The 20,969-nt window shown below is 70.7% G+C and carries 17 protein-coding genes and 3 pseudogenes; 5 read left to right on the plus strand and 15 right to left on the minus strand.

Annotated elements, in window-relative coordinates; all coding sequences use genetic code 11:
• Nucleotides 1-298 precede the first annotated feature (298 nt).
• Nucleotides 299-508 carry a hypothetical protein gene (locus BJF79_RS57100; protein WP_075896026.1) on the plus strand — a complete coding sequence of 70 codons (210 nt, stop codon included), beginning with the start codon at nucleotides 299-301 and terminating at the stop codon, nucleotides 506-508.
• Nucleotides 509-566: 58 nt separating this feature from the next.
• A pseudogene (locus tag BJF79_RS50660) lies at nucleotides 567-772 on the plus strand (transposase); the annotation flags it as partial.
• Nucleotides 773-1,376: 604 nt separating this feature from the next.
• On the opposite strand, the gene iolD reads toward BJF79_RS50660, so the two are convergent.
• From iolD to BJF79_RS08445, 5 genes and pseudogenes are all read right to left on the minus strand, one after another.
• Nucleotides 1,377-3,227 (minus strand): 3D-(3,5/4)-trihydroxycyclohexane-1,2-dione acylhydrolase (decyclizing), encoded by a 1,851-nt coding sequence (gene iolD, locus BJF79_RS08425; RefSeq protein WP_075896030.1) that lies wholly within the window; start codon nucleotides 3,225-3,227, stop codon nucleotides 1,377-1,379.
• On the minus strand, nucleotides 3,224-4,078 hold the full coding sequence (gene iolB, locus BJF79_RS08430; RefSeq protein WP_143219790.1) for a 5-deoxy-glucuronate isomerase: 855 nt from the start codon (nucleotides 4,076-4,078) through the stop codon (nucleotides 3,224-3,226). The genes iolD and iolB overlap by 4 nt, the downstream gene beginning before the upstream one ends.
• Nucleotides 4,075-4,983 carry an aldolase gene (locus BJF79_RS08435; protein ID WP_075896032.1) on the minus strand — a complete coding sequence of 303 codons (909 nt, stop codon included), beginning with the start codon at nucleotides 4,981-4,983 and terminating at the stop codon, nucleotides 4,075-4,077. Before BJF79_RS08435 ends, iolB begins: the two co-directional genes overlap by 4 nt.
• Nucleotides 4,980-5,941 (minus strand): annotated as a pseudogene (gene iolC, locus BJF79_RS08440) (5-dehydro-2-deoxygluconokinase). Before iolC ends, BJF79_RS08435 begins: the two are co-directional and overlap by 4 nt.
• Complete coding sequence (locus tag BJF79_RS08445) at nucleotides 5,938-6,819, minus strand: TIM barrel protein (protein WP_075896034.1); 882 nt, start codon at nucleotides 6,817-6,819, stop codon at nucleotides 5,938-5,940. The pseudogene iolC and the gene BJF79_RS08445 overlap by 4 nt, the downstream one beginning before the upstream one ends.
• Nucleotides 6,820-7,000: 181 nt before the next feature.
• Here BJF79_RS08445 and BJF79_RS08450 point away from each other — a divergent pair, with 181 nt between their 5' ends.
• The 3 genes from BJF79_RS08450 to BJF79_RS08460 all read left to right on the plus strand — a co-directional run bounded on the left by BJF79_RS08450 (nucleotide 7,001) and on the right by BJF79_RS08460 (nucleotide 10,298).
• Nucleotides 7,001-7,723: a GntR family transcriptional regulator gene (locus BJF79_RS08450; protein ID WP_262401716.1), complete on the plus strand. Its 723-nt coding sequence runs from the start codon at nucleotides 7,001-7,003 to the stop codon at nucleotides 7,721-7,723.
• Between the two features lie 174 nt (nucleotides 7,724-7,897).
• A complete protein-coding gene (locus BJF79_RS08455; protein WP_075896038.1) occupies nucleotides 7,898-9,268 on the plus strand; it encodes a phytase in 1,371 nt (456 codons plus the stop codon).
• Nucleotides 9,269-9,359: 91 nt separating this feature from the next.
• Entirely contained in the window at nucleotides 9,360-10,298 is a 939-nt protein-coding gene (locus tag BJF79_RS08460) for a LacI family DNA-binding transcriptional regulator (RefSeq protein WP_075896040.1), read from the plus strand.
• 121 nt (nucleotides 10,299-10,419) lie between these two features.
• Here BJF79_RS08460 and BJF79_RS08465 read toward each other — a convergent pair whose 3' ends face one another.
• The 10 genes and pseudogenes from BJF79_RS08465 to BJF79_RS08510 form a co-directional block, all read right to left on the minus strand.
• Nucleotides 10,420-11,244: a Cof-type HAD-IIB family hydrolase gene (locus BJF79_RS08465; RefSeq protein ID WP_075896042.1), complete on the minus strand. Its 825-nt coding sequence runs from the start codon at nucleotides 11,242-11,244 to the stop codon at nucleotides 10,420-10,422.
• The gene (locus BJF79_RS08470; RefSeq protein ID WP_075896044.1) at nucleotides 11,241-12,089 is read right to left on the minus strand and encodes an inositol monophosphatase family protein; all 849 of its coding nucleotides are present in this window, start codon (nucleotides 12,087-12,089) and stop codon (nucleotides 11,241-11,243) included. The genes BJF79_RS08465 and BJF79_RS08470 overlap by 4 nt, the downstream gene beginning before the upstream one ends.
• Entirely contained in the window at nucleotides 12,086-12,871 is a 786-nt protein-coding gene (locus BJF79_RS08475; protein ID WP_075896058.1) for an HAD family hydrolase, read from the minus strand. The genes BJF79_RS08470 and BJF79_RS08475 overlap by 4 nt, the downstream gene beginning before the upstream one ends.
• Nucleotides 12,868-14,004 (minus strand): ABC transporter ATP-binding protein, encoded by a 1,137-nt coding sequence (locus tag BJF79_RS08480; RefSeq protein ID WP_075896046.1) that lies wholly within the window; start codon nucleotides 14,002-14,004, stop codon nucleotides 12,868-12,870. The genes BJF79_RS08475 and BJF79_RS08480 overlap by 4 nt, the downstream gene beginning before the upstream one ends.
• A 2-nt stretch (nucleotides 14,005-14,006) precedes the next feature.
• Complete coding sequence (locus tag BJF79_RS08485) at nucleotides 14,007-15,767, minus strand: ABC transporter permease (RefSeq protein WP_262401717.1); 1,761 nt, start codon at nucleotides 15,765-15,767, stop codon at nucleotides 14,007-14,009.
• Between the two features lie 191 nt (nucleotides 15,768-15,958).
• A complete protein-coding gene (locus tag BJF79_RS08490; RefSeq protein ID WP_262401718.1) occupies nucleotides 15,959-17,146 on the minus strand; it encodes an ABC transporter substrate-binding protein in 1,188 nt (395 codons plus the stop codon).
• Nucleotides 17,147-17,234: 88 nt separating this feature from the next.
• Nucleotides 17,235-17,894, minus strand: a complete 660-nt coding sequence (locus BJF79_RS08495) for a DUF47 domain-containing protein (RefSeq protein ID WP_075896050.1) — start codon at nucleotides 17,892-17,894, stop codon at nucleotides 17,235-17,237.
• Nucleotides 17,891-18,874, minus strand: a complete 984-nt coding sequence (locus tag BJF79_RS08500) for an inorganic phosphate transporter (RefSeq protein WP_075896052.1) — start codon at nucleotides 18,872-18,874, stop codon at nucleotides 17,891-17,893. Before BJF79_RS08500 ends, BJF79_RS08495 begins: the two co-directional genes overlap by 4 nt.
• A complete protein-coding gene (locus tag BJF79_RS08505; RefSeq protein ID WP_075896054.1) occupies nucleotides 18,871-19,866 on the minus strand; it encodes a Gfo/Idh/MocA family oxidoreductase in 996 nt (331 codons plus the stop codon). Before BJF79_RS08505 ends, BJF79_RS08500 begins: the two co-directional genes overlap by 4 nt.
• A 726-nt stretch (nucleotides 19,867-20,592) precedes the next feature.
• A pseudogene (locus tag BJF79_RS08510) lies at nucleotides 20,593-20,892 on the minus strand (transposase); the annotation flags it as partial.
• Nucleotides 20,893-20,969 lie beyond the last annotated feature (77 nt).

Genomic DNA, 20,969 nt, shown 5'->3' on the forward strand with positions numbered 1-20,969 from the left:
TGTCGTGCCAACGACCTTCCCTTCCGGTTCTCCCCAACTCTAGTTGGGGCCCTGTCCGGAAGATCCGTGGCACCTCAGATGGCCGCTTACAGTCGACCACCTGCCGGTGGAGCGGCGGGTGCTGAGCAGGACGGGCTTCACCCCGATCACGTCCAGTATTTCTGCGACGGCCTCAAGCCGTGGATCGCGCCGCAGGGAACTTGGGAAGTTCGTGCTGCGGCGCGACCCGCGCGACATCTCCCGGATCTGAGCACTGGATCCGGACGGCAACTGCAACCTGAAGGTGCCCTACCGAAGCATGTCGCGGCCGCCGATCAGCCTGTGGGAGCAGCGCGCGGCCGTGGCCCGGCTGCGGGAGCTGGGCCGCGATCAGGTCGATGAGAACGCGCTCTTTTCGATGGTGGAGCAGATGCGGCAAATCACCGAGGACTCGGCGGCACGACCCGCAAGGTCCGCGCTGTCGCGGCGCCTGCCAAACCGCCGCCCGCCGATTGCGAGCCGGCGGTGACCGCGACTCCGTTCGAGGTGATCGAGCAGTGGTGAACGAGGTGGGGGTCCAGGATCGGTCGCTGCTGGCGAGCTTCGCTTCGGCGTTCCCGCTGCTCCGCCCCTCGGCGATCTCGACGCCGAGATGGCCGACTACCTGCTGACCGAGGCCGCGGTCGTGGCGATCGAGTCGGGCGAGGAGTCGATCGACCAGCGGACCCTGCTGATGACGACCTACGGCGGGCCAACGGAGCGGCGGCGCCTGTTCGAACGCGAATGCCTGTGACCGGTGGCCGCGCACGCCGGTGGCCGGTCCACCCGCCGCCGCAACCCGGGCGAGGCGCTGTCGTCCTGACTCTGCCGCATCGCCGCGCGCTACCAGCTGACGGTCGCTCAGCTGCTGTCCCATAACCTCGGCCCGGCCTCGGCCCTGGTCGGGAAGCCCACGAAGACGACCTGGACTGGGACCCGCCCCGGCCGGTGCTGGAGGCTCTGGCCGAGCGGACCGGGACCGGCGTCGCCCAGCTGCGGCTGGCCACACTCGCCGGCTGGGTGCCGTGGCTGCTGGACACTCTCGAACCCGTCGACGGCTCGGGTGCCTTCCACACCTACGTCCGCCATGATTCGGTCCTGCTGCCACTGGGCCGCGCGGGCATCAACGTCGTCAAGGAGTGGCGGCCCTGGATCTCGGGCAGGGCCGCCACGTCAGCGACGTCTCCCGCCACGATTCGACGGCCCGCGCCGCTACGGCCGAGGCGTCCTCGGCGTGGCGCCCACGGCCATCTCGCCTGTCCGCAGTCCCGTCGCCGGGTCGTGGACGGCGGCCATGGTGCTCCCGCCGATCCGGACACCGCCGATCCCGGTGCCGAATTGAGCGCATTGGATTCCTCTCACAGGTAGCGGCGCTGGGACTTCTTGTCGTGGTCGTAGCGGGCGCGGGCCTGCCGCGTATCCTCCAGCGCCGAGGCTTCGGCGACCGGGACGTCCCACCAGGCGTCACTGCCGGGCGCGGGAATCAGCGGGTCGGTCTCAATGTGGACGACCGTCGTGCGGAACGAGGCGATCGCTTGTCGAAGCGCGCTCCGGAATCCCTCGGCGTCGTCCGCGCGAATGACGTCGGCGCCGAGGCTGGCGGCGTTCGCGGCGAGATCGACGGGAATCGGCTCGCCGTCGAGCCCCGTGGCCGTCCTGACGCGGTGCCGGGTCCCGAATCGGGCCGCTCCGACGGACTCGGAAAGGTTCCCAATCGAGGCGTAACCGTGGTTCTGGACGAGGACCACGATCAGTTTGACGCCCTCGGCGACGGCGGTGGTCAACTCCTGCGCCATCATCAGGTAAGAGCCGTCTCCCACGAGAACGAACACTTCTCGGTCGGGGGCGGCGAGTTTGACTCCGAGTCCGCCGGCGATCTCGTAGCCCATGCAGGAGTAGCCGTACTCGACGTGGTAGCCCTTGGGATCGCGGGCCCGCCACAGCTTGTGCAGGTCCCCCGGCATGGACCCTGCGGCACAAACCACCACGTCCCGCGGCCCGGACTCCTCGTTGACGATTCCGATGACCTCCGCCTGGGTCGAGGGCGTCCCGTGCCGGTTTCCGAACGCGCCGTCGACAACGGAGTTCCATCGGCGGATGAGGTTCTTCGTCCGTGCCCGGTATGTGCCCTTCACGGCCCAGCCGTCGAGCATGCCGGTCAGGGTCCTGACAGCCTCCCGGGCGTCGGCGACGACCGGGACGCCGCCGAGCTTGACCGCGTCGGGGCGCGCGACGTTGATGTTGACGAAGCGGACGCCCGGGTCGGCGAACAGGCTGTGGGACGCGGTGGTGAAATCGCTGTAACGCGTGCCGATCCCGAGGACGACGTCGGCCGCACGGGCGAGCGTGTTGGCGGCGGTGGTACCGGTCGCGCCGAGGGCGCCGACCGAGCATTCGTGATTCCACGGCAGGGCGCCCTTGCCGGCCTGGGTCTCAGCGACCGGGATTCCGGTGCGCTCGGCGAAGACGCGTAGATCGTCGGTGGCGTGCGCGTAGATCACTCCGCCGCCCGCCACGATCAGCGGCCGCTCCGCACCCCGCACGATTACGGCGGCCTGCTCCAGCATGGCCGGTTCGGGCGCCGGTCGCGCGACGTGCCACACCCGGCGGGTGAACAACTCCTCCGGCCAGTCGAACGCCTCGGCCTGTACGTCCTGCGGCAACGCCAGCGTCACCGCGCCGGTCTCGGCGGGATCGGTAAGCACCCGCATCGCCGCAAGCAGCGCGCTCGGCAGCTGCTCGGGGCGGTTGATCCGGTCCCAGTACTTCGACACCGGTTTGAGGCAGTCGTTGACCGACATGTCGTAGGACCGGGCGTCCTCCAACTCCTGCAGAACCGGATCGGCCGGACGAGTGGCGAAGATGTCGCCCGGCAGCAGCAGCACCGGCAGCCGGTTGACGGTGGCCAGCGCCGCACCGGTCACCATGTTGGTGGCGCCGGGGCCGATGGAGGTAGTGCAGGCGAAGGTGGCCAGCCGATCGTTCATCCGGGCATACCCGGCGGCGGTGTGCACCATCGCCTGCTCGTTGCGGGCCATGTGGAAAGGGAGGTCGTCGGCGTGTTCGAGAAGGGCCTGCCCGATCCCGGCGACGTTGCCGTGCCCGAAGATGCCGAAGCAGCCTGCGAAGAACCGCCGCCGTGCGCCATCGCGTTCGACGTCCTGCGCGGCCAGGAACCTGATCAGCGCCTGCCCCACCGTGAGCCTCATGACCGTCCCTCCGCCGAGGTCAGCGGCAGCCGGGGATCGACCGGCAGCCCGTTCCAGGTGTCGCGGATCCACGCGTGCGCGGGGTCGTCGCAGATCCGCCACGCCCGCTCCGGCGACGGCCCCGCCATCACGTTCAGGTAGTAGAGGTCGTGGCCCGGCACCGCCATCGAAGGCCCGTGCCAACCGCTCGGAACCAGGACGGCATCGCCCGTCCGGACCTCGGCCAGCACTTCGGAGCCGCCGTAAACCCGTTGGTAGCCCATGCCGGACTCGCCGGCGACCTCGAAGTAGTAAATCTCCTCCAGCATCGATTCCTCCGGCCGGTCCTCATCGTGCTTGTGCGGTGGGAAGGACGACCAGCAGCCTCCCGGTGTCAGCACCTCGCACGCGATCAGCTTCTCCGCGAAAGGGAACCCCCCAGGGGTACCGAAGTTGTTCACCTGCCGGCTCGCCGGCCCCGCGCCCCGCAACTCGACCGGGACCTCGTTCGCCGGGCCGTAGCGCGGCTCTCGCCGTCCTTCGCAGCGGGCTCCGGCCAACGCGAAGCGGCCGCGGCCCCGGACCGTGATCAGCGCGTCGCGCGGCACGTAGGCGAAGTCGCTGACCCGGCTGAAGACACCGTCCCGCCCCTGCAGAACGAATCGCTCACCGTCGCACTCGACCGTGCACGATCCGGTCAACGGCAGCACGATGGTCTCGAACCCGCCAGTCTCGAATTCGTGCGGGCCCCCCTCCGGCAACTCCAGAATCCGCAGGGCCGAATGAGCCCACCCGGCTGAGTCGGGCGTGACAACCAGCCCGTATGCTCCCTCACCGGCGGTGCCGGCCGGCAGATGCAGTTTCTCGTTCAAAGGATCTCCACTGCGGCGTCGACGGCTCCGGCGACGTCGCCGTCCGAGGGGTAGAGGAGAGAACGGCCGGCGACCAGGCCGCGGACGGTCGGGAGCCGCATGGCGCGTCGCCAGCCGTCCAGGGCGCCGCGCGGGTCCTCGGTGACCTCGCCGCCGAGGAGCAGCGTCGGCAGCGTGGAGGCGGCCATGACGCGTGCCATGTCCGGGACGACGGGGACCTTCAGCCAGGTGTGCGCCGAGGTGCTGCCGAGCCCGGACGCGATCGAGATCGCGCGGATCATCGCCTCAGGGGTGAGGTCGTTGCGGACGCGGCCGTCCAGCCAGCGGGCGATGAACGGCTCGACCATCGCCATCAGTCCGTAGTCGGCGAGTGCCGACACCGCTTGGGCGCAGCCTTCCAAGGTACGTGCCGTCGCCGGGTCGTCGTCAACGATACGCAGGAGCATCTTGCCGCCGTCAAGGCGGGCCGCCGCGATCGCGTCGGCGCTGTAGGCGGTGAAACGGTCGTCGATCTCGAAGGATACGCCGGCGAGACCGCCCCGGTTCATCGAACCGACCACGATCTTGTCCTCGAGGACACCAAGGAGCAGCAGGTCCTCGAGCACGTCGGGGGTGGCCATCACGCCGTCCACGCCGGGACGATCCAGGGCGGTGCACAGCCGGTCGAGCAGTTCGCTCCGGTCGCCCATGGCGACCGGATCGCCGCCTGCGGCGAGGGCGCCGCGGGCCGGGTGGTCGGCCGCGACGAGCATTAGCCGGCCGGCCGCACCGAGCAGCGACGCGCGTCTGGCGCGGCGGGCGGCGGTCGCGGCGATGGATTCGGGATGCAGTGCCCGCGCGTCCGCCAGCGCCGCGATGCGGTGCGCCCGGGAGCCGGGCAGGGCCTCCCGCGTGCTGGGGGTCATGGGGCCGTCCGGTTCATCAGCGCGGCGACCTCATCTGGTGCCGGCATCGCCGCGGCACAGGCCAGCCGGGACGCGACGATCGCACCGGCGGTGTTGGCGTAGTCGATGACGGACGCAGGTCCCAGCCGGACAGCAGCCCGTGGCAGAGGGCGCCGCCGAACGCGTCACCCGCGCCGAGCCCGTTGACGACCTCGACCGGCACCGGCGGCGCCTCGACGATCCGCCCTTCGGCATCGACGGCGAGCACGCCCTCCGGGCCCCGTTTGACGATGGCGAGCCGGACGCCGTGGTCGAGGAGCGTAAGGGCGGCGCGCAACGGGTCTTTCTCACCGACGGCGACCTCGCATTCGGTGACATTGCCGACCGCGACGGTGGCGTGTGTGAGCGCCTCGCGCGCCCAGCGCCGTGCCTCCGGCGGGGACTCCCAGAACACGGGCCGGTGGTCCAGGTCGAGGATGGTGAGGTCCGAGCGCCGGCGGGCGCCCAGTGCGGCGAGCGTCGCGGTCCTGGACGGCTCGGCGCACAGGCCGGTCATCGTCGCCCACAGCACCCGGGCCGCCTCGATCGCGGGACGATCGAGATCGTCGGTGCGGATTTCCAGATCGGGTGCCTTGGGGAAGCGGTAGAAGTATAGTGGGAAATTCTCGGGTGGGAACAGCGCGCAGAAGGTGACGGGTGTGGGCAGGCCCGGGACTTCGGCGACGAACCGGCCGTCCACGCCGTACTCTGCGAGGGCACGGCGGACGAATCGCCCGAACGGGTCGGCGCCGGTGCGGGTGATCACGGCGGTACGGCGACCATGCCTAGCGGCGGCGACCGCGACATTGGTGGCGCTGCCGCCGAGGAACCGGCCGAACGACTCGACCTCATCCAGCGCGACGCCGGACTGGTGAGGGTACAAGTCGACGCCGACGCGTCCCATCGTGATGACGTCGAAGGACGCCGTCCCGTCGGTCATGAGCCGATCCCGGCGAGGAACTCCACGCTCGCGCGCACGTCCGCCATCGGGCCCTCCCCCGGACCGGGCTCGTGGTCGATGACGGCGTCCTGCTCCAGGACGTACCAGCCGTCGTAGCCAGCGCCTTCGAGGGCGCCGACGATACCGGCGATGTCGATGTCACCTGCGCCGAGCGGCCGGTAAATCCCGGCGCGAACGGCCTCGGTGTAGGGGATCCGGCCGTGCCGGACGGCGTCGGCGGCCGCAGCGTCCACGTCCTTGAGGTGGACGTGGACGATCCGGTCGGCAGCACGTGCCGCCAGCTCTCCCGGGTCCGTGCCGCCGATCAGCAGGTGACCGGTGTCCAGGCACAGTGGGACGCCCGACCCGTCGAGGACGCGCCGCACTTCGTCGGACCGTTCGACCATCGTCCCGACGTGCGGGTGCAGCACTGCCCGGACGCCGGCGTCGGCGGCGAGCGAGACGATCCGGTTGAGATTGGCGAGAAGGGCGGTCCAGCCCGCAATGTCCAATGGGGGCCGCTCGTCGTAGCCCGCAGAGCCGTGGACGGCCGCCAGCACCAGCGTGAGACCCGGTTTAGATCGTTCCACGTCGAAGCCCGACAGAATCCGCCGCACTTCGGGCAGTGGGTCGCGCGCGGGGTCGTGCAACACGACGGGTGCGAAGCCGCCGACCGAGCGCAGCCCGTGCTTCGACAGCAGTGCGGCGCGTTCGGCCGCCGCGGCCGGCAGGAAGCCGTCCGGGCCGAACTCCGTGGCGACCAGTCCGAGGTCACGCATCTCCGCGAGTACCCGCCCGGAATCCATTTGATGCCCCCAGCCGGGCACCTCGCATACCCCCCACGAGATCGGGGCTCCCGCGACACGATCTTCGATCATCGGCTCACCATCTCCCCAGAGACGCGCCCGGTTCCAGGCCTGGATCCGGCCCCGCCGAGTCTGCTGAAGGCTTCAAGGCATGTCAATAGTTTGTTAGGACATCAGGAGGTAATAAGTTAGATCGTGACAGTGGGTACGATCGTGCCGGACGAGAGGAGAACGACGGGTGTATCGACCGCGCGTGACCGTGGATCGCAACAGTCCGGTGCCGCTGTACTACCAGTTGGCTCAGCAACTGGAGGCGGCCATCCGGGACGGTGAGCTGGCTCCAGGCGCCCGGCTGGAGAACGAGGTCGAGCTCGCCGACCGCTGCGGGCTGTCGCGCCCGACCGTCCGGCAGGCGATCCAGCACCTCGTGGACCGGGGCCGGCTGGTACGCAAGCGCGGCGTCGGCACCCAGGTGGTGCAGTCGGAGATACGCCGCCCGCTCGAACTCACCAGCCTGTACGACGACCTGGCGGCGGCCGGACGCGGGCCGCGCACTCGCGTCCTGGAACTCGGCGTGGTCCCCGCCGAGGAGAGGGTGGCCAAGGAGCTCGGCGTCCCACCCGGCGCCGAGGTCATGCGGATGCGCCGGATCCGCTGCACCGGCGATGAGCCGCTCGGCCTGCTCACCAACTACCTGCCCCACGGTCTGCTCACGCTGACCGAGGTCGATCTCGCCGAGCACGGTCTCTACGAGCTGCTGCGCGCCGTCGGCGTCAACCTGCGCATCGCCAACCAGACCATCGGGGCCCGCGGCGCGACAGCGGCCGAGGCACGGCTGCTGGACGAGCGGCGGGGCGTCCCCCTGCTGACGATGAACCGCACCGCCTACGACGACAAGGGCGCTGCGATCGAGTACGGCTGCCACGTCTACCGCGCCGACCGCTACTCCTTTGAGCACACCCTCGTCGAACGCTAGACGGAACGTGTCCGCGGCCCGGGCCGCGGACACGGCGGAGGCGTCCCTCCAAGTTCCGCGGCGAGACGGTCGCCCTCACCGGACGGTGAGACCTCAGTATTAGAGCGCTCTATTGAATTAGAGCGCTCTAATGCTTACGGTGCAGACGTCCGCACCTCGCATCTGGAGGACCTGATGCAACCGAGACCCACCCCCGAGGGCGTTCGCCGGGCATCCCGTCTGACGGCCGCCGCCACCACCCTGGCGCTCGCCGCCGCCGTCCTGGCCGCCGCGCCCGCGACCGCGACCGCCGACGGCGACGAGGTCGCCCAGGCCCACGCCCGGGTGGAGACGCCCGCGGCCTTCGATGACGAGGCGGGCGGAAACGCCAACGCCGACGACCCAGCCATCTGGAGCCATCCCGACGACCACGACGGCGACCTGATCGTCGCCACCCTCAAGGAGGCCGGGCTCGCGGTGTACGACACCGCCGGCAACGAGATCCAGCGCATCGCCGCGCCGCTCGCGCCCCGCCCCGGCGACGAGGCCGGCCGGTTCAACAACGTCGACGTGATCTACGGCTTCCGTCTGGACGGCCGGAAGGTGGACCTCGCCGTCGTCTCCGATCGCGGCCGCGACACCGTCCGCACGTACGTGATCGATCCGGACGCGGCCGAGCGGCACCGGGCTCCGCTCACCGATGTCACCGACGCGAACGCGGCGCCCGTCTTCTCCTCGTCCCCGGACGAAATCAATGAGCAGGCGACGGCGTACGGGCTCACGTCCTGGACCAGCTCACGCGGCACTTCCTACGTAGCCCTCAGCCGCCGGCACACCACCCGGCTGGGACTCGTCCGCCTCGTGGCCACTGCGGCCGGCACGATCACCTACCAGCGCGTCCGCACCCTCGACCTCCCGCAGTCGTTCGACCTGCCCGGCGGCGGCACCTGGACGCCGTGCGGGGATCCTGGCGAGGGTCCGCAGGTCGAGGGCATGGTCGCCGACCCCGAGAACGAGGCGTTGTACGCGGCGCAGGAGGACGTCGGCATCTGGCGCATCCCGATGAACGGCGGTGCCCCGCGGCTCATCGACAAGGTCAAGAGCTTCGGCGTGCCGGCTACCTACGACCCCTTGACCGATGAGTGCGTGCCCAGCGGCCCCGACCCCGGCGCCGGCGGTGAGCACCTCACGGCCGACGCCGAGGGGCTCACCATCTACCGGAAGGACAACGGGAAGGGCTACCTGCTCGCCTCCAGCCAGGGCGACAACAGCTTCGCCGTTTACGACCGCGAGGACCCGGAGGAGTACCTCGGCAGCTTCCGCGTCACCCCCGGCGACACCGCGGACGGTTCCGAGCATTCCGACGGCGCCATGGTGACCAGCGCCCCCATCGGCGGCTTCCGCCACGGCCTGTTCGTCGTGCACGACGGCCAGAACACGCCCGAGGCCGTGGACGAGAACGGCGAACTCCGGGAGAACACCAACTTCAAGTTCGTCGACTGGGAGGATGTCGCCGACCCGCTCGACCTGGACGTCACCCCCGGCGACTGGGACCCGCGCGACTGACATCGACCACCCCGCGGCGATCCGCCGTCGCGAGCGCTCACGAGCGCTCGTGACGGCGGTTCGCCGCACGCCGATGCTTGGAGAAGACCGCATGGACGATCCGACCCTGGAGGACGTTGCGGCCCGCGCCGGGGTGTCCCGCGCGCTCGTGTCCCTGGTGATGCGCGGTTCCTCCAAGGTCGGCAGGGAACGCCGGGAGTCGGTCCTCGAAGCCGCCCGCGAACTCGGCTACCGGCCCAACCTCATGGCGCGGGGCCTCGCCGCGGGTCAGATCGGGATCGTGGGTGTGCTGCTGGCCGACATGCACGAGCCGGTGAACGCCGCGATCCACGACGGACTCGCCGAAGAGGCCGCGCGGCACGACGTCCGGCTGCTGCTGACAACGGGACGCGGCCGTCCGGCGATGGAGCGGCAGGCGGTGGACGACCTTCTCGACCTGCGGCTGGACGGCGCCGTGCTGGTCGGGCCGAGGATGCGCGCCAGCGAGATCGACCGCGTCGTCCACCGCCCCCTGGTCGTGCTTGGGCGTTCCCTGCGGTCGGCGCGCATCGACTGCGTGACCGGCGACGACGCGGCCGCGGCGGCCAGGGCGGTTGCGCACCTGGCGGCGCTCGGCCACCGCCGCATCGCATGCCTGGACCTTGGCTCCCGCCCATCCCCACTTCGCCGCGCCTACGAGGCCGCCGTCGGGAACCCGGTTCTGACCGGCCCGGACGCGCTGTGGCGCGCGCCCGGACCGTCGACGGCCGTGCTCGTGCTCGGCGACACGACCGGCACCGCCGCGCTCACAGCCCTGCTGCGTGCCGGGTGCGACGTGCCCGGAGACGTGTCCCTGATCGTGCACGGCGACCCGCCGGGGGCCGCGGCCGCTCAGGTCACCACGGTCGCGCCGCCACCCCATGAACTGGGCCGCCTGGCGATGGGCACCCTCCTGGAACGGGTCCGCGACAGGGCACCGGCGAAGCCCCGGCGCCTCACCGTCCCACCGCTGCTGACCGAACGCGCCACCACCGGCCCCGTCCGGCGATGACGCGCGGGCCCGGTGCTCCCGGAGTCCGGTGGAAGCCGAAGACCGTCGCGCTCCGGCGGGTGGCGGGTGCGTGCGGCGTCCGGCCCATGGACGCCGCGTGCACAGCCGGCGGCGGTGAGGATTACGGCAGGACGCGGGCGACGAGATCGGCGACCGCGCCGTCGGCGCACGGGCCGACCACGACATCGGCGGCGGCGCGGACCGCATCGGCCCCGTCACCGACTGCGGCTCCGAGACCGGCGACCCGGATCATGTCCAGGTCGTTCGGGTTGTCACCGATCGCCGCGACATCGCTCAGGGACACGCCCCGGGCCGCGGCCAGCTCGCGCAGCGCCGCGCCTTTGCCCGTGCCCTCCGGCAGCACCTCGAGATAGGTGCTCTCCGACCGGACGAGCGTGACGCCGCCGACCCCGGCCGACACCATCTCCTCGACCGGGTCCATCAGCTCCGGGCGGCCGCAGATCAGCATCGCCTTGACGATGTCGTCGAACGGCAGCTCGCCCCACGCGGCGATCTCGGTGAGCACGATCCCGTCCCGCCGGGCGTACTCCTGCACGGGGCGCGATGCGGTCACGGCGTGGGCGCGGCCGTGGCTGAACACCACCGGCCCCACCTCGTCGGGCAGTTCGTCGAACAGCATGGTCAGCCTGGCCCAGGCGGCCACGCTCAGGCAGCGCCTGTGCAGTACGGCGCCCGTGCCCAGGTCCACGATCCGCGCCCCGTTGTAGAGGATCGCCGGGGTCGTGAGGCCGAGCGCCCGGTAGTACGGGAGCGCCGCCTCCTCACCGCGTCCGGTGGCGATGACGACGGTGCCGCCTGCGGCGATGAACCGGCGCAGCGCGGTGCCGCTCGACTGGACGATCTCCAGGTCGCGGCCGACGAGGGTTCCGTCCAGGTCGGTGACGATCCAGTCGACGGTGCGGACGCCGGTGGCGCCGGCGCTCACGTCGCGCTCCCGGCCGCTGCGACGTCCGTGACCTCGGTCAGCACCGACCCGGCGAGGTCGAACCCGCCGACGCAGGCGAGGTAGCCGGGGGCGTCCCAATCGTGCCCGCCCGGCGTCCCGCCGAGCGGCAGGTACATCCCCCCGGCCTGCCGGATGAGCAGCATGGCCGCGGCAACGTCCCACGCGTTAATGGACGGGCCGAAAGCGACGTCCGTCCACCCCGCGGCGACGTGCGCGAGGGTGAGCGCGGCGCTTCCCGGCCGACGCACCGTGGCGAACGCGTCCACCATCAGCCCGAAGCGCCGCAACATCTCGTCCCGGTCGCCGGCGGCCAGACCCCGCGCGCCGGGGTAGGAGGTGGCGAGCACGGCGCCCGCGTCGCGGGTCGCGCCGCGGCTGCGGATGACCTCGCCGTTACAGGTCGCACCGTTGAGGGACGCGGTGAACATATCGTCACGTATCGGGTCGTAGACCACGCCCGCCACGACCTCGTCCCCCTCGACGGCCGCGATCGAGACGCAGAAGAACGGCAGGCCGACCGCGAAGTTCGCCGTCCCGTCGATGGGGTCGACGAACCAACGAAGGTCGCCGCCTGCGTTCGCCTCCGCGCCGCCCGTGCCTCCCTCCTCGCCCACGACGACGCTGCCCGGGGCCCGCTCGGCGAGCACCTCGCGGATGGTCTCCTCCGCCGCTCGGTCGTGCTCGGTGACCGGGTCGTGGAAGTCACGCTTGTGGTCGGTCGCGGGGCGCGAACGGAACACCGCCCGCAGCCGGTCGCCGGTGGTGCGCGCTGCGAGTTCGGCGATCCCCGCGAGTTCCCGCGATGCGGGCACGTTGGTGTTCATTCGTCTCCTTCGAAGGCGCTGGTGAGCAGTTCCAACAGGCCGTGCCCGTCGTCGACGACGGCATCGGGGCGGTACCGGACCTCGTAGGGAACGTCGTGGGTCCCCCCGGCGATCATCAGGATGTTGCCGCCGACACCCGCGCGGTGCCCGCACACCACGTCCCGGTCGAAGTTGTCGCCGACGTACCAGGTGTCGCCGGGGTCGACGCCGAGGGCGCGAGCGGCGATCCAGATCATCTCCGGGTTGGGTTTGCGGACGCCGACCTCGTCGCTGTAGACCTCCAGGGCCAACTTGTCCGCCAGGCCCGTCGCCGCCGTATGGTCGCGGTGAACGGCACCGGACAGTGCGTTGCTGACCACAGCGCAGGGGATGCCGAGGGCGGTGGCGGCGTCCAGGAGTTCAGGGATCCCCGGGCGGACGCGGCGGTCCTGGCGCAGTTCCCCCATCCGCTTGCAGAGCGGAGTGGCGTGCGCAACGACGAACCGGCGAGCGGAGGCGGGCCAGTCGGCGGCCACATAGTCGCCCCAGAATCCGGCGTGGGTCATCTCGGTCGGCGCGTACGGGCGGGACATCGCGTCCTTCCAACATTTGTCAGCCGCCGCACCCGCCCTGATGTCGGTCTCGATGGCGGCGGCGTCCAGATCGCGGCGGCCGGCGCGGGCGAGGGCCGCGTGCACCTCCTTGGCGAGCACCGCCGACCATCCGGGGCGCGAGGACGTTTCGACCAGAACGCCGCCGAAGTCGAGCAGCAGGGCATCTGGGCGGTGGAGCCACGGGGTCACGACGCGGCCTCCGGGGCGGGGGCGGCCGAGTCGTCCCACGCGGTGATCCGGGCACCGTCCCGCCCGAACACGTGGAGGTCTTCGGGCCGCGCCCAGCAGTGCAGCCGGTCGCCCGGCCCGGCGCCGGGGTCCACATGGGTGACGGCGCACATGTCGGTGTCCAGGACGCGCAGCTGCACGGTCCAGCTCGCCCCGGTCGGCAGGACGGCGCCCACGATCGCCTCGCCCGACCATCCCCCGCCGGGAATCTCGTCCCGCGAGCCCGCCAGCTTCAGGGCCTCGGGCCGGACGCCGACGGACTCGGGTTCGCCCAGGTCGGTGCGCTTTTCCGCATACCGCCGCAGTGCCCCGGCGAGGCCGTCCGGTTCGGTCTCGCCGACCGGCACGATGTTCATCGGCGGGCTCCCCACGAACTCGGCGACGAACCGGTTGCCCGGCCGCTCGTACATGTCCATCGGCGGCGCCACCTGCTGCAGGTCCCCGTCGCACATGACGGCGATGTGCGTGGCCATCGTCATGGCTTCCATCTGGTCGTGGGTGACGAACACGACCGTCGCGCCGGTCTCCGCGTGGATGCGTTTCAGTTCCGTGCGCATTTCCAGGCGCAGCCGCGCGTCCAGGTTGGACAGCGGCTCGTCCAGCAGCAGCACGTCGGGGTCGACGGCGAGCATGCGGGCCAGGGCGACGCGCTGCTGCTGTCCACCCGACAGCTGCGACGGGTACCGATCCATCCACTCGGCGACGTGCACCTTCTCCAGCGCCTCCTTCGCGCGGGCCGCCCGGCGCTCGGCCGGGACCTTCCGCATCCGCAGCCCGAACTCGGTGTTGCCGCGGACGGTGAGGTGCGGCCAGAGCGCGTAGTTCTGGAAGACGAGACCCATGTCGCGCTTCTCCGGCGGGACGTGGACCGCGCGTTCCACCGAGTCCAGGACCCGGTCGCCCACCGTGATCTCGCCCAGCGTCGGCTGCTCCAGCCCGGCGATCATGCGCAGGGTGGTGGTCTTGCCGCAGCCGGAGGGGCCGAGCAGACAGGTGAACGAGCCGTCCGGGATGGTGAGGTCGAGGTCCCTCACCGCCGGGCGGGCGCCGCCCGGATAGGTCTTGACCACTCCGCTGAGGGTGATGGTCGGCATGGTCAGCCTCCGATGCCTGAGGCCAGGCTGCTCTTGGTGAGCCGCTGGGCCAGGTAGGTCATGGTGAACGAGATGAGGGCGATGATGAGCACGACCCCGTTGGCGAGCTGGGTGTAGCCGTACTCCACGAGCCCGATGGACAGTGTGGTCAGCAGCTGCGTTCCGGCGGTGGTCAGCATGATGACGATGCTCAGCTCCTTCAGCCCGGAGACGAACGGCAGCACCACCCCGGTGACCAGCGCGCCGCGCTGGATCGGGATGATGATCCGGACCATCCGGGTCGGCCAGCGGGCACCGCTGATCTGCGCGGCCTCCTCCGGTTCCCGGCCGAGCTGCATCATCGCCGAGATTCCCGACCGGGACGAGTACGGCAGGTGGGTCACCACCATCACCAGGACGAGCAGTGTGATCGTCCCGTAGAGGGCCGGGACGGGGCCGCGCTGCACGGCGAACAGCGACAGGGAGGCAGCGGCGAAGGCGATGCCGGGTACCAGGTACGGCAAGAACGACACCTGCCGCAGGAACGCCGAGACCCGGCTTCCCTCCCCTCGTACGACCACGTATCCGACGAGGAGCCCGAGGAATCCGCAGATGAGCGCGGCAAGCCCGACGATCCGCAGGCTGTTCCAGGCCGCCTCCCACAACTGGGTACCGCGCAGCACGCCGTGCGGGAAGCCCACTGCGCCCTCGATCTCGGCGCCGAACCAGTATTCGAGTGTGAAGTTGTCGGCCTTGAACACCCCGGGCGTCTCGGTGACGGTGGACAGCAGCAGCGTCAGCAGGGGGGCTAGGACGCTCACGGCGAACACCGTCATGCCCAGCCCGCAGGCGGGCCAGCGCCAGCGTCGCAGGTCGCTGCGGCGGTCCATGGCGCCCTTGCCGCCGACGGTGACGAACCGGCGCTGCTCTCGGACGAGCCGGGTGTCGATGATGACGACGAGCACGCCGATCAGGACGATCACGCCTGCGAGCGTGGAGGCGACGCCGGTGCTGCGGTCGCGGATGGCGTGGTACAGGCCCGTGGAAAGGACCTTGTAATCGCTGGGGAGGCCGAGGATGTACGGAGTGCCGAACGTGCCGAGAACACGGCCGAGGACGAGCAGCACCGCCGACGACAGGGCGGGCAGCATCAGCGGCAGTGTGATGCGGCGCAGGACGGTCCGGCCGCCGGCACCGAGGATCCGGGCCGAGTCCTCCAACTGCGAGTCGATGCGGCGCAGCGCGTTGCCGAACAGCAGTAGGACGAACGGGTAGTAGTGCAGCCCGAGCGTCACGATGATCGGGAACGGGCCGTAGGCGAGCCAGTCGGGGGTGTGGATGCCGGCGCCCTGCAGGTAGCCGACCTGGCCGCCGGAACGCTCGTTCTTGAACAGCGTCAGCCACGCCAGCGCGAACGTCCAGGAGGGCAGCATGTACGGAACGACCAGTGCGCCGGCCAGGAACTTGCGGCCGGGAACGTTGGTGCGTGTGACCAGCCAGGCCATCGATCCGCCGACGACGAGGGCGAACGCGATGACGCCGAGCGCGATCGTGAGGGTGTGCAGCAGCGGTTCCCAGAACAGCAGGCGGCTGACGGGCGAGCGGAACACCCGCCACAAGTAGTAGCTCGTCCACGAACCGGACTCCTCCCCGGTGCGGACGTCGTCGCCGTACTGGACGCGGCCGGCGTCCGAGACGACCGAGACGAGCGGGGCGATGACGACGTACAGCAAAATGGCGCTCAGCACGATGCCGAGCAGCACGGTGGGGTCACGCAGAAGCACGCGTGTCCGATAGAGCACGCGCCGGCGACGTGACGTCGGCCGTGCGGGGGCGTCGACCGCCATGGACATTCCTCCAGGGATGGTGCATCCGGCGGGTCACTGCCATGACCCGCCGGGACGGGCTGTGTCGGATCCGGGGACGGCCCAGCACCCTCCAGGGGCCTGGGTCGAGCCTCCGCCCGGCTTCGGCCTCAGGAGTGGTTGATGTGCCAGAAGTCCTTCATCCCCTGGCGGGCGCGGAAGTCGGCGATCAGCGACTCAGGAGAGAATTGGTACAGCTCCTTCGGCCAGTCGGTCAGCCCCGGAGGGGTGTTCGGGCTCTGCCCGACCGTCTTGTTCCCCGACACCCCGCCGCTTCCGGACTCCAGGCCGAAGCCCTCCTCCGTCATCACGAAGTGGACGAAGAGCTTGGCGGCGTTCGGGTGCTCGGAGCCGGTCGCGATCACGGCGTACTTCGGGTACATGAACCCCGACCATGGGACGAGGCCCTCGCAGACCCGCATGTCGTAGTTCTTCTGGTCGATGTTTCGGAACTTCGCGGTCGACAGCAGGCCGATCTTCACCTGGCTCTGGTTGGGGGCCGACACCCCGGCGGCGACATCCTCGTCCTCCCCGGTGAGCACCGGGTCGTTCTTCGCCAGCAGCTTCACCCACTCGTGGGCGGCGTCCTTCTCCTCGGTCTCGAGCTTGCCCTTCCCGAGCTTGTCGTAGGCGGCGGCGAGGGTGTCGGAGCCCCGCTCCGACATCTGGGTGAACCACTGGATGAAGATCCCCTTGCCCATGGGGTCCTGCATCATCACCCTCCCCTTCCACTCGGGGTCGGTGAGCTCCCAGATGTTCTTCACCGGGCAGCCGTCCGGGCTGAGCTTCGGGTTGTAGAGGAACACGTACCCCTTGGAGATCATCACCAGCGGGTTGCGGTTCTGCTCCTCGATGTTCTCGGCCAGGTCCGGCGGGATCCAGGTCTTGACGATCTTCTGAGGGAGCAGCTGCGAGACGAGCATCGGGCCGTCTTCGAACAGGGCGACATCGATCGTGACGTTCTCGGCCTGCGCCTCCCTGGTCATCTTCTCCGCGGTCGCGGCGGACTTGGACTTCACGCCCTCGGCCTTGATGCCATACTTCTTCTCGAAGGCCTCGGCCACGTCCTTGACGTCGCCGCTGCCGTCATAGGCGAGGACGGAGCCCTCTTTCTTCGCGGCTGCGATGAGCGCGTCGAGGTCGAAGGACGCGGCGTCCTCCACCGTCACGGACGGCAGGGGCTCGCCCGACCCGGCGCGGCCGCCGCTGGACGGGGCGCACGCGCCGAGTGCCGCGGTGGCGAGCGCGGTGATCACCACGGCGCCGGCCAAGGGCCCCCTTTGCATGGTGCGGATCATGGGTTCTCTCCTTGTTTTGCCGACGGGCCCCCGACCTGCGGCTTGGGTGGACGTGCGAGGTGGGTCGTGCGGGGAGGGGGAAGGAGGGTCAGTGGCTGCGTTTGAGCATTGCGTCCGAGAGCGCGTCGGCGGCCTCCCCGAGACGCCGCCCCACCGCATCCAGGCGGTCGAGGAGTTCCCGCCTGCGTAGCATGTCGACATCGAGCGGCCCGTCGAACAGTTCGGTCAGGGCCGCCTGCCGCGTCTCCCGGACGCGGTTGCCGGCCTTGCGCGCGGCGAGCGAAGCGATGGTGACCGCCGCGGGCTCGGCCAAGACCATGCGGACGGCGGTGTCGAGGGCAGTCAGCCCCTCCAGTACCGCGTCCAGCGGCGGGATCGCGAAGCCGAGCTCGGGCGGTCCGAACAGGTCGGCCTCGCGGACGAAGTCGCGGAGATTGTCCAGGACGTCGTCGACGGAGCGGGAGAGCCGGTAGAGGTCCTCCCGGTCGATAGGGATGGCGAGGACGCCGTCCAGCATTGCGGCGAGCGACGCCCGCTCGGCGTCCCCGGCGTGCTCGATGTCGGTCATCCGGGCGCGGGCCGCATCGGACGGCGTCCGCCCGGCAGCCATCTCCCGGGCCAGTTCGGCGCCGTCGCGGGCGGCGCGGACCTGCAGGGCGACCTGCCCGATCACCCGGTCACCGGAGCGGCCGCGCAAGTCGTCCCAGACCCGCCGCAACCGGCGGACGGGCCGGACCGCCGCGCTCACAGCGCCCTGCCCGTCAGCCCGCCGAGCGCGCCTGCGGTGAAGGCGAGGGGCAGCGTGAACAGCCAGGCGGCACCGATACCGAGGACGTTCTGCCAGCGCACCCGGGAGGCGCCCTCACTGGCTGCGACACCCACGACCCCGGCCGTGACGGACTGCGTCATGCTGACCGGCACGCCCACGAGCGAACTGGCCGCGACCGACGAGGCGGCCGCAGTCTCCGCCGACACCACGTGCATCGGCCGGGCCAGCACCAGCCCGCGTCCCAGCCGGTCACCGACCCGGTGCACGGCGCTGAGCGCCCCCGCGCAGAACACGAGCGCGATGGCGATCAGCAGGATCGGGGTGGGCTGCACGGGGCCGACGGCGCCGATCCGGCGGGTCGACACGACCTGCCGCGCCACGCTGACGACGGCGAGCATCTTCTGCCCGTCGTTCGCAGCGTACGCGGCGCACTGGGCGCCGTAGGCGAGGATGTGCGCGACCCGCATGGCACCGGACATCGCGGCGAAGGACGGCACGCGCCGCGAGACGACTCCCAGCGCGTACCCGATGGACATCCCGAGCAGGGGCGCCGCCGCTCCGACCACCAGGACCAGGGCGAGCCCGGCCCATGCGACGTCCATCCCCATGCCGAGCCCGGCCCCGCCGATACCGCCGACGATCGCGAGGGTCAGGCTCGTCGGAAGCCCTCGTCGGGACAGGACGGCGACGAGCACCAGCGCGACCGCGACGCCGAGCAGGAACGCGAACGCGCCGCGGCGGTCGCCAAGGTCGGTCAACCCCTCCGTGAACGTCCGTGCCACCGCCCCGCCCGAGAGTTGCGGGACGAGGACGAGCGGCACCAGCAGCAGCGCGAGGAACAGCGGTCCGGACGAGCGGGGATAGCGCCCGCTCATCCCGAGCAGGGCCGCGCCGTCGTTGACGCCGGTGACCCATACGAAGGCCAGCGCGACCGCGGCGAACGCCAGCGCCCAGATCATCGGAGCTCCGCGAGCCGAACGCGGCGGCTCTCGCATTGCGACAGCGCGGCGGCCTCGGCGATGAGGAACGCCGCGAGCGCCTCGTCCACCGTGCACGGGCTGGTCATGGCCCCTCTGGCCACTTCTAGGAACGTTCCAATCTCGCTCGCGTAGGCAGGCTCGAAGCGCTCCCAGAAATCCGCCCACGCCTCCCCGGGCGGCCAGTCGACCCCCGGCTCCGCCGATCGGACCGCCGCCCGCTCGTCCAGCCCCACCACCCAGGTGCCGGCGCTGCCCGCCAGTTCCATCCGCACGTCGTATCCGGCGCCGTTGTAGCGGGAGCCCTGGAGCGTCGCAACGGTCCCGTCGTCCATGACCAGGATCGCCGCACTGGTGTCGACGTCGCCGGCCGCGGTGAAGTAGGCCGCGCCGCGGTTGGCGCCGACGGCGGTCACCGACTCGACCTCCCGTCCAGTGACCCAGCGCAGGATGTCGAAATCGTGGATGTGACAGTCGCGGAAGATCCCGCCGGACGTGCGCACGTACTCGGCGGTCGGCGGCGCCGGGTCCGCGGTGACGAGGTGTACGCGGTGCAGGTCGCCGAGCCGTCCGTCCAGGACGGCCCGCCGGGCCGCCGTGTAGCCGGCGTCGAAGCGACGCTGGAAGCCGATGTGCACCGGAACGCCCGTCTTGGCGGCCCGGTCGCGGACTTCCAGCGTTGTACGCAGGTCGGGAGCCACCGGCTTTTCACAGAACGCGGGGACGCCCGCGTCGCAGGCGCGCACCAGCAGTGCGGCGTGCGTGGGCGTGGGGGTGGCGATCACGACGGCGTCCAAGCCGGCGCCGAGCACGCGTCCGGCGCGTTCGACGCGGGCGCCCAGCGGCCCGGCCAGCCTCTCCGCGCGACGCCGGTCCGCGTCACCGATGAGCAGGTCGTCCACCAGGGGGTGCCCGCCCAGAAACCGGGCGTGCCATGCCCCGATCCGCCCCGCGCCCAACAGTCCGACCCGCATCTGTGCCTCCAAATGGCATGTCCGATCGGGATGACGAGTTCACTCGGCAGACCGATTGTGGACACCGGTCGTTCATCTGCTCGTCATCTGAATGTGGTCTGGAGCACATTTGTAGCCCGGCGGGGAACGTCAGTCAATACTTTGTTCTTACATCTGGACGTCCTGTCATGGCCGGGAAGACTCTCCACAGCCGGGGGGATACTGGTGAGCTCGCGTAATCCAGTGACGCCTATTCGCGGTTGGCATCCCGGCCAGTGATCACGTTGAGTAGTCGTCGCCCGGGGCGCAGCGGCTCCGGGGTCGGGTCTGTCCAGTGGAGTGTTAACGACTCTGTCGCTATGGCGCGGTGACGGTCGGTCTCTACGGTCGGCGGGTGCGGTAGCTCGGGCCGCTGAGAAGGTGTCCGAGGTCGTTGAAGGTCTTGGCGACGGTGTCCGGCCGCACGGTCCCTCGTCGGTCTGCTCGCAGTCCGGGCACGAGGCGGGTCGGGCCTGTCGCTTCGCTTCGGCGTCGCGCAGCGCTGTGATGAGTGCGGCTTCGCCGTCCAGTACGGGTTCGCCGCAGCAGCCACCCGGCACGAAACCGTGATCAACTTTTCCACGATCCGGCGCCGGTCCAGGCGCCGCTCGGCCAGCTTGGCGGTGACCTCGATGAGCTCGCCCAGCAGGTAGAGAAGGCAGGCTGAGCTTCCCCCCGGAGCATGGACACCTTGATATTGCCCCGGTTTCACGGACTCGGGGGTGAGGAGAACGGGCTCGACGGGTGGGTGGCCTCGAACTGTATCGGGCTCAGGTAGTCCAGGGCGGAGTGGCGTCGGTGGCGGTTGTAGAACCCTTCGATGTACTCGAAGATCGCGTTGGCGAGTTCGACGCGGGTTCGCCAGCGTTGGCGGTCGAGAAGTTCGGCCTGCATGCGTGCCCAGAACGCCTCGGCCACGGCGTTGTCGTAGGGGTCGCCGATGGTGCCCAGGGAGGGCAGCAGTCCGGCGCGGCGGGCGCGTTCGGTGTAGGTCCACGAGGTGAACTGGGCGGATTCAACTGGTCGTCGCAACACCTTGTAGCCGGGGATGGTGCTGGTGGGTTTGGGGAAGCGTCAGGAGGCTG

It is taken from the genome of Actinomadura sp. CNU-125, from assembly GCF_001942465.1.
Lineage (GTDB): Bacteria > Actinomycetota > Actinomycetes > Streptosporangiales > Streptosporangiaceae > Spirillospora.

Excerpts from the sequence above, each read along its gene's own strand:
- BJF79_RS57100 (WP_075896026.1), top strand. The coding sequence starts at position 299 with ATGTCGCGGCCGCCGATCAGCCTGTGGGAGCAGCGCGCGGCCGTGGCC.
- iolD (WP_075896030.1), bottom strand. The coding sequence starts at position 3,227 with ATGAGGCTCACGGTGGGGCAGGCGCTGATCAGGTTCCTGGCCGCGCAG.
- BJF79_RS08435 (WP_075896032.1), bottom strand. The coding sequence starts at position 4,983 with ATGACCCCCAGCACGCGGGAGGCCCTGCCCGGCTCCCGGGCGCACCGC.
- BJF79_RS08445 (WP_075896034.1), bottom strand. The coding sequence starts at position 6,819 with ATGATCGAAGATCGTGTCGCGGGAGCCCCGATCTCGTGGGGGGTATGC.
- BJF79_RS08455 (WP_075896038.1), top strand. The coding sequence starts at position 7,898 with ATGCAACCGAGACCCACCCCCGAGGGCGTTCGCCGGGCATCCCGTCTG.
- BJF79_RS08460 (WP_075896040.1), top strand. The coding sequence starts at position 9,360 with ATGGACGATCCGACCCTGGAGGACGTTGCGGCCCGCGCCGGGGTGTCC.
- BJF79_RS08470 (WP_075896044.1), bottom strand. The coding sequence starts at position 12,089 with ATGAACACCAACGTGCCCGCATCGCGGGAACTCGCGGGGATCGCCGAA.
- BJF79_RS08480 (WP_075896046.1), bottom strand. The coding sequence starts at position 14,004 with ATGCCGACCATCACCCTCAGCGGAGTGGTCAAGACCTATCCGGGCGGC.
- BJF79_RS08490 (WP_262401718.1), bottom strand. The coding sequence starts at position 17,146 with ATGATCCGCACCATGCAAAGGGGGCCCTTGGCCGGCGCCGTGGTGATC.
- BJF79_RS08500 (WP_075896052.1), bottom strand. The coding sequence starts at position 18,874 with ATGATCTGGGCGCTGGCGTTCGCCGCGGTCGCGCTGGCCTTCGTATGG.
- BJF79_RS08505 (WP_075896054.1), bottom strand. The coding sequence starts at position 19,866 with ATGCGGGTCGGACTGTTGGGCGCGGGGCGGATCGGGGCATGGCACGCC.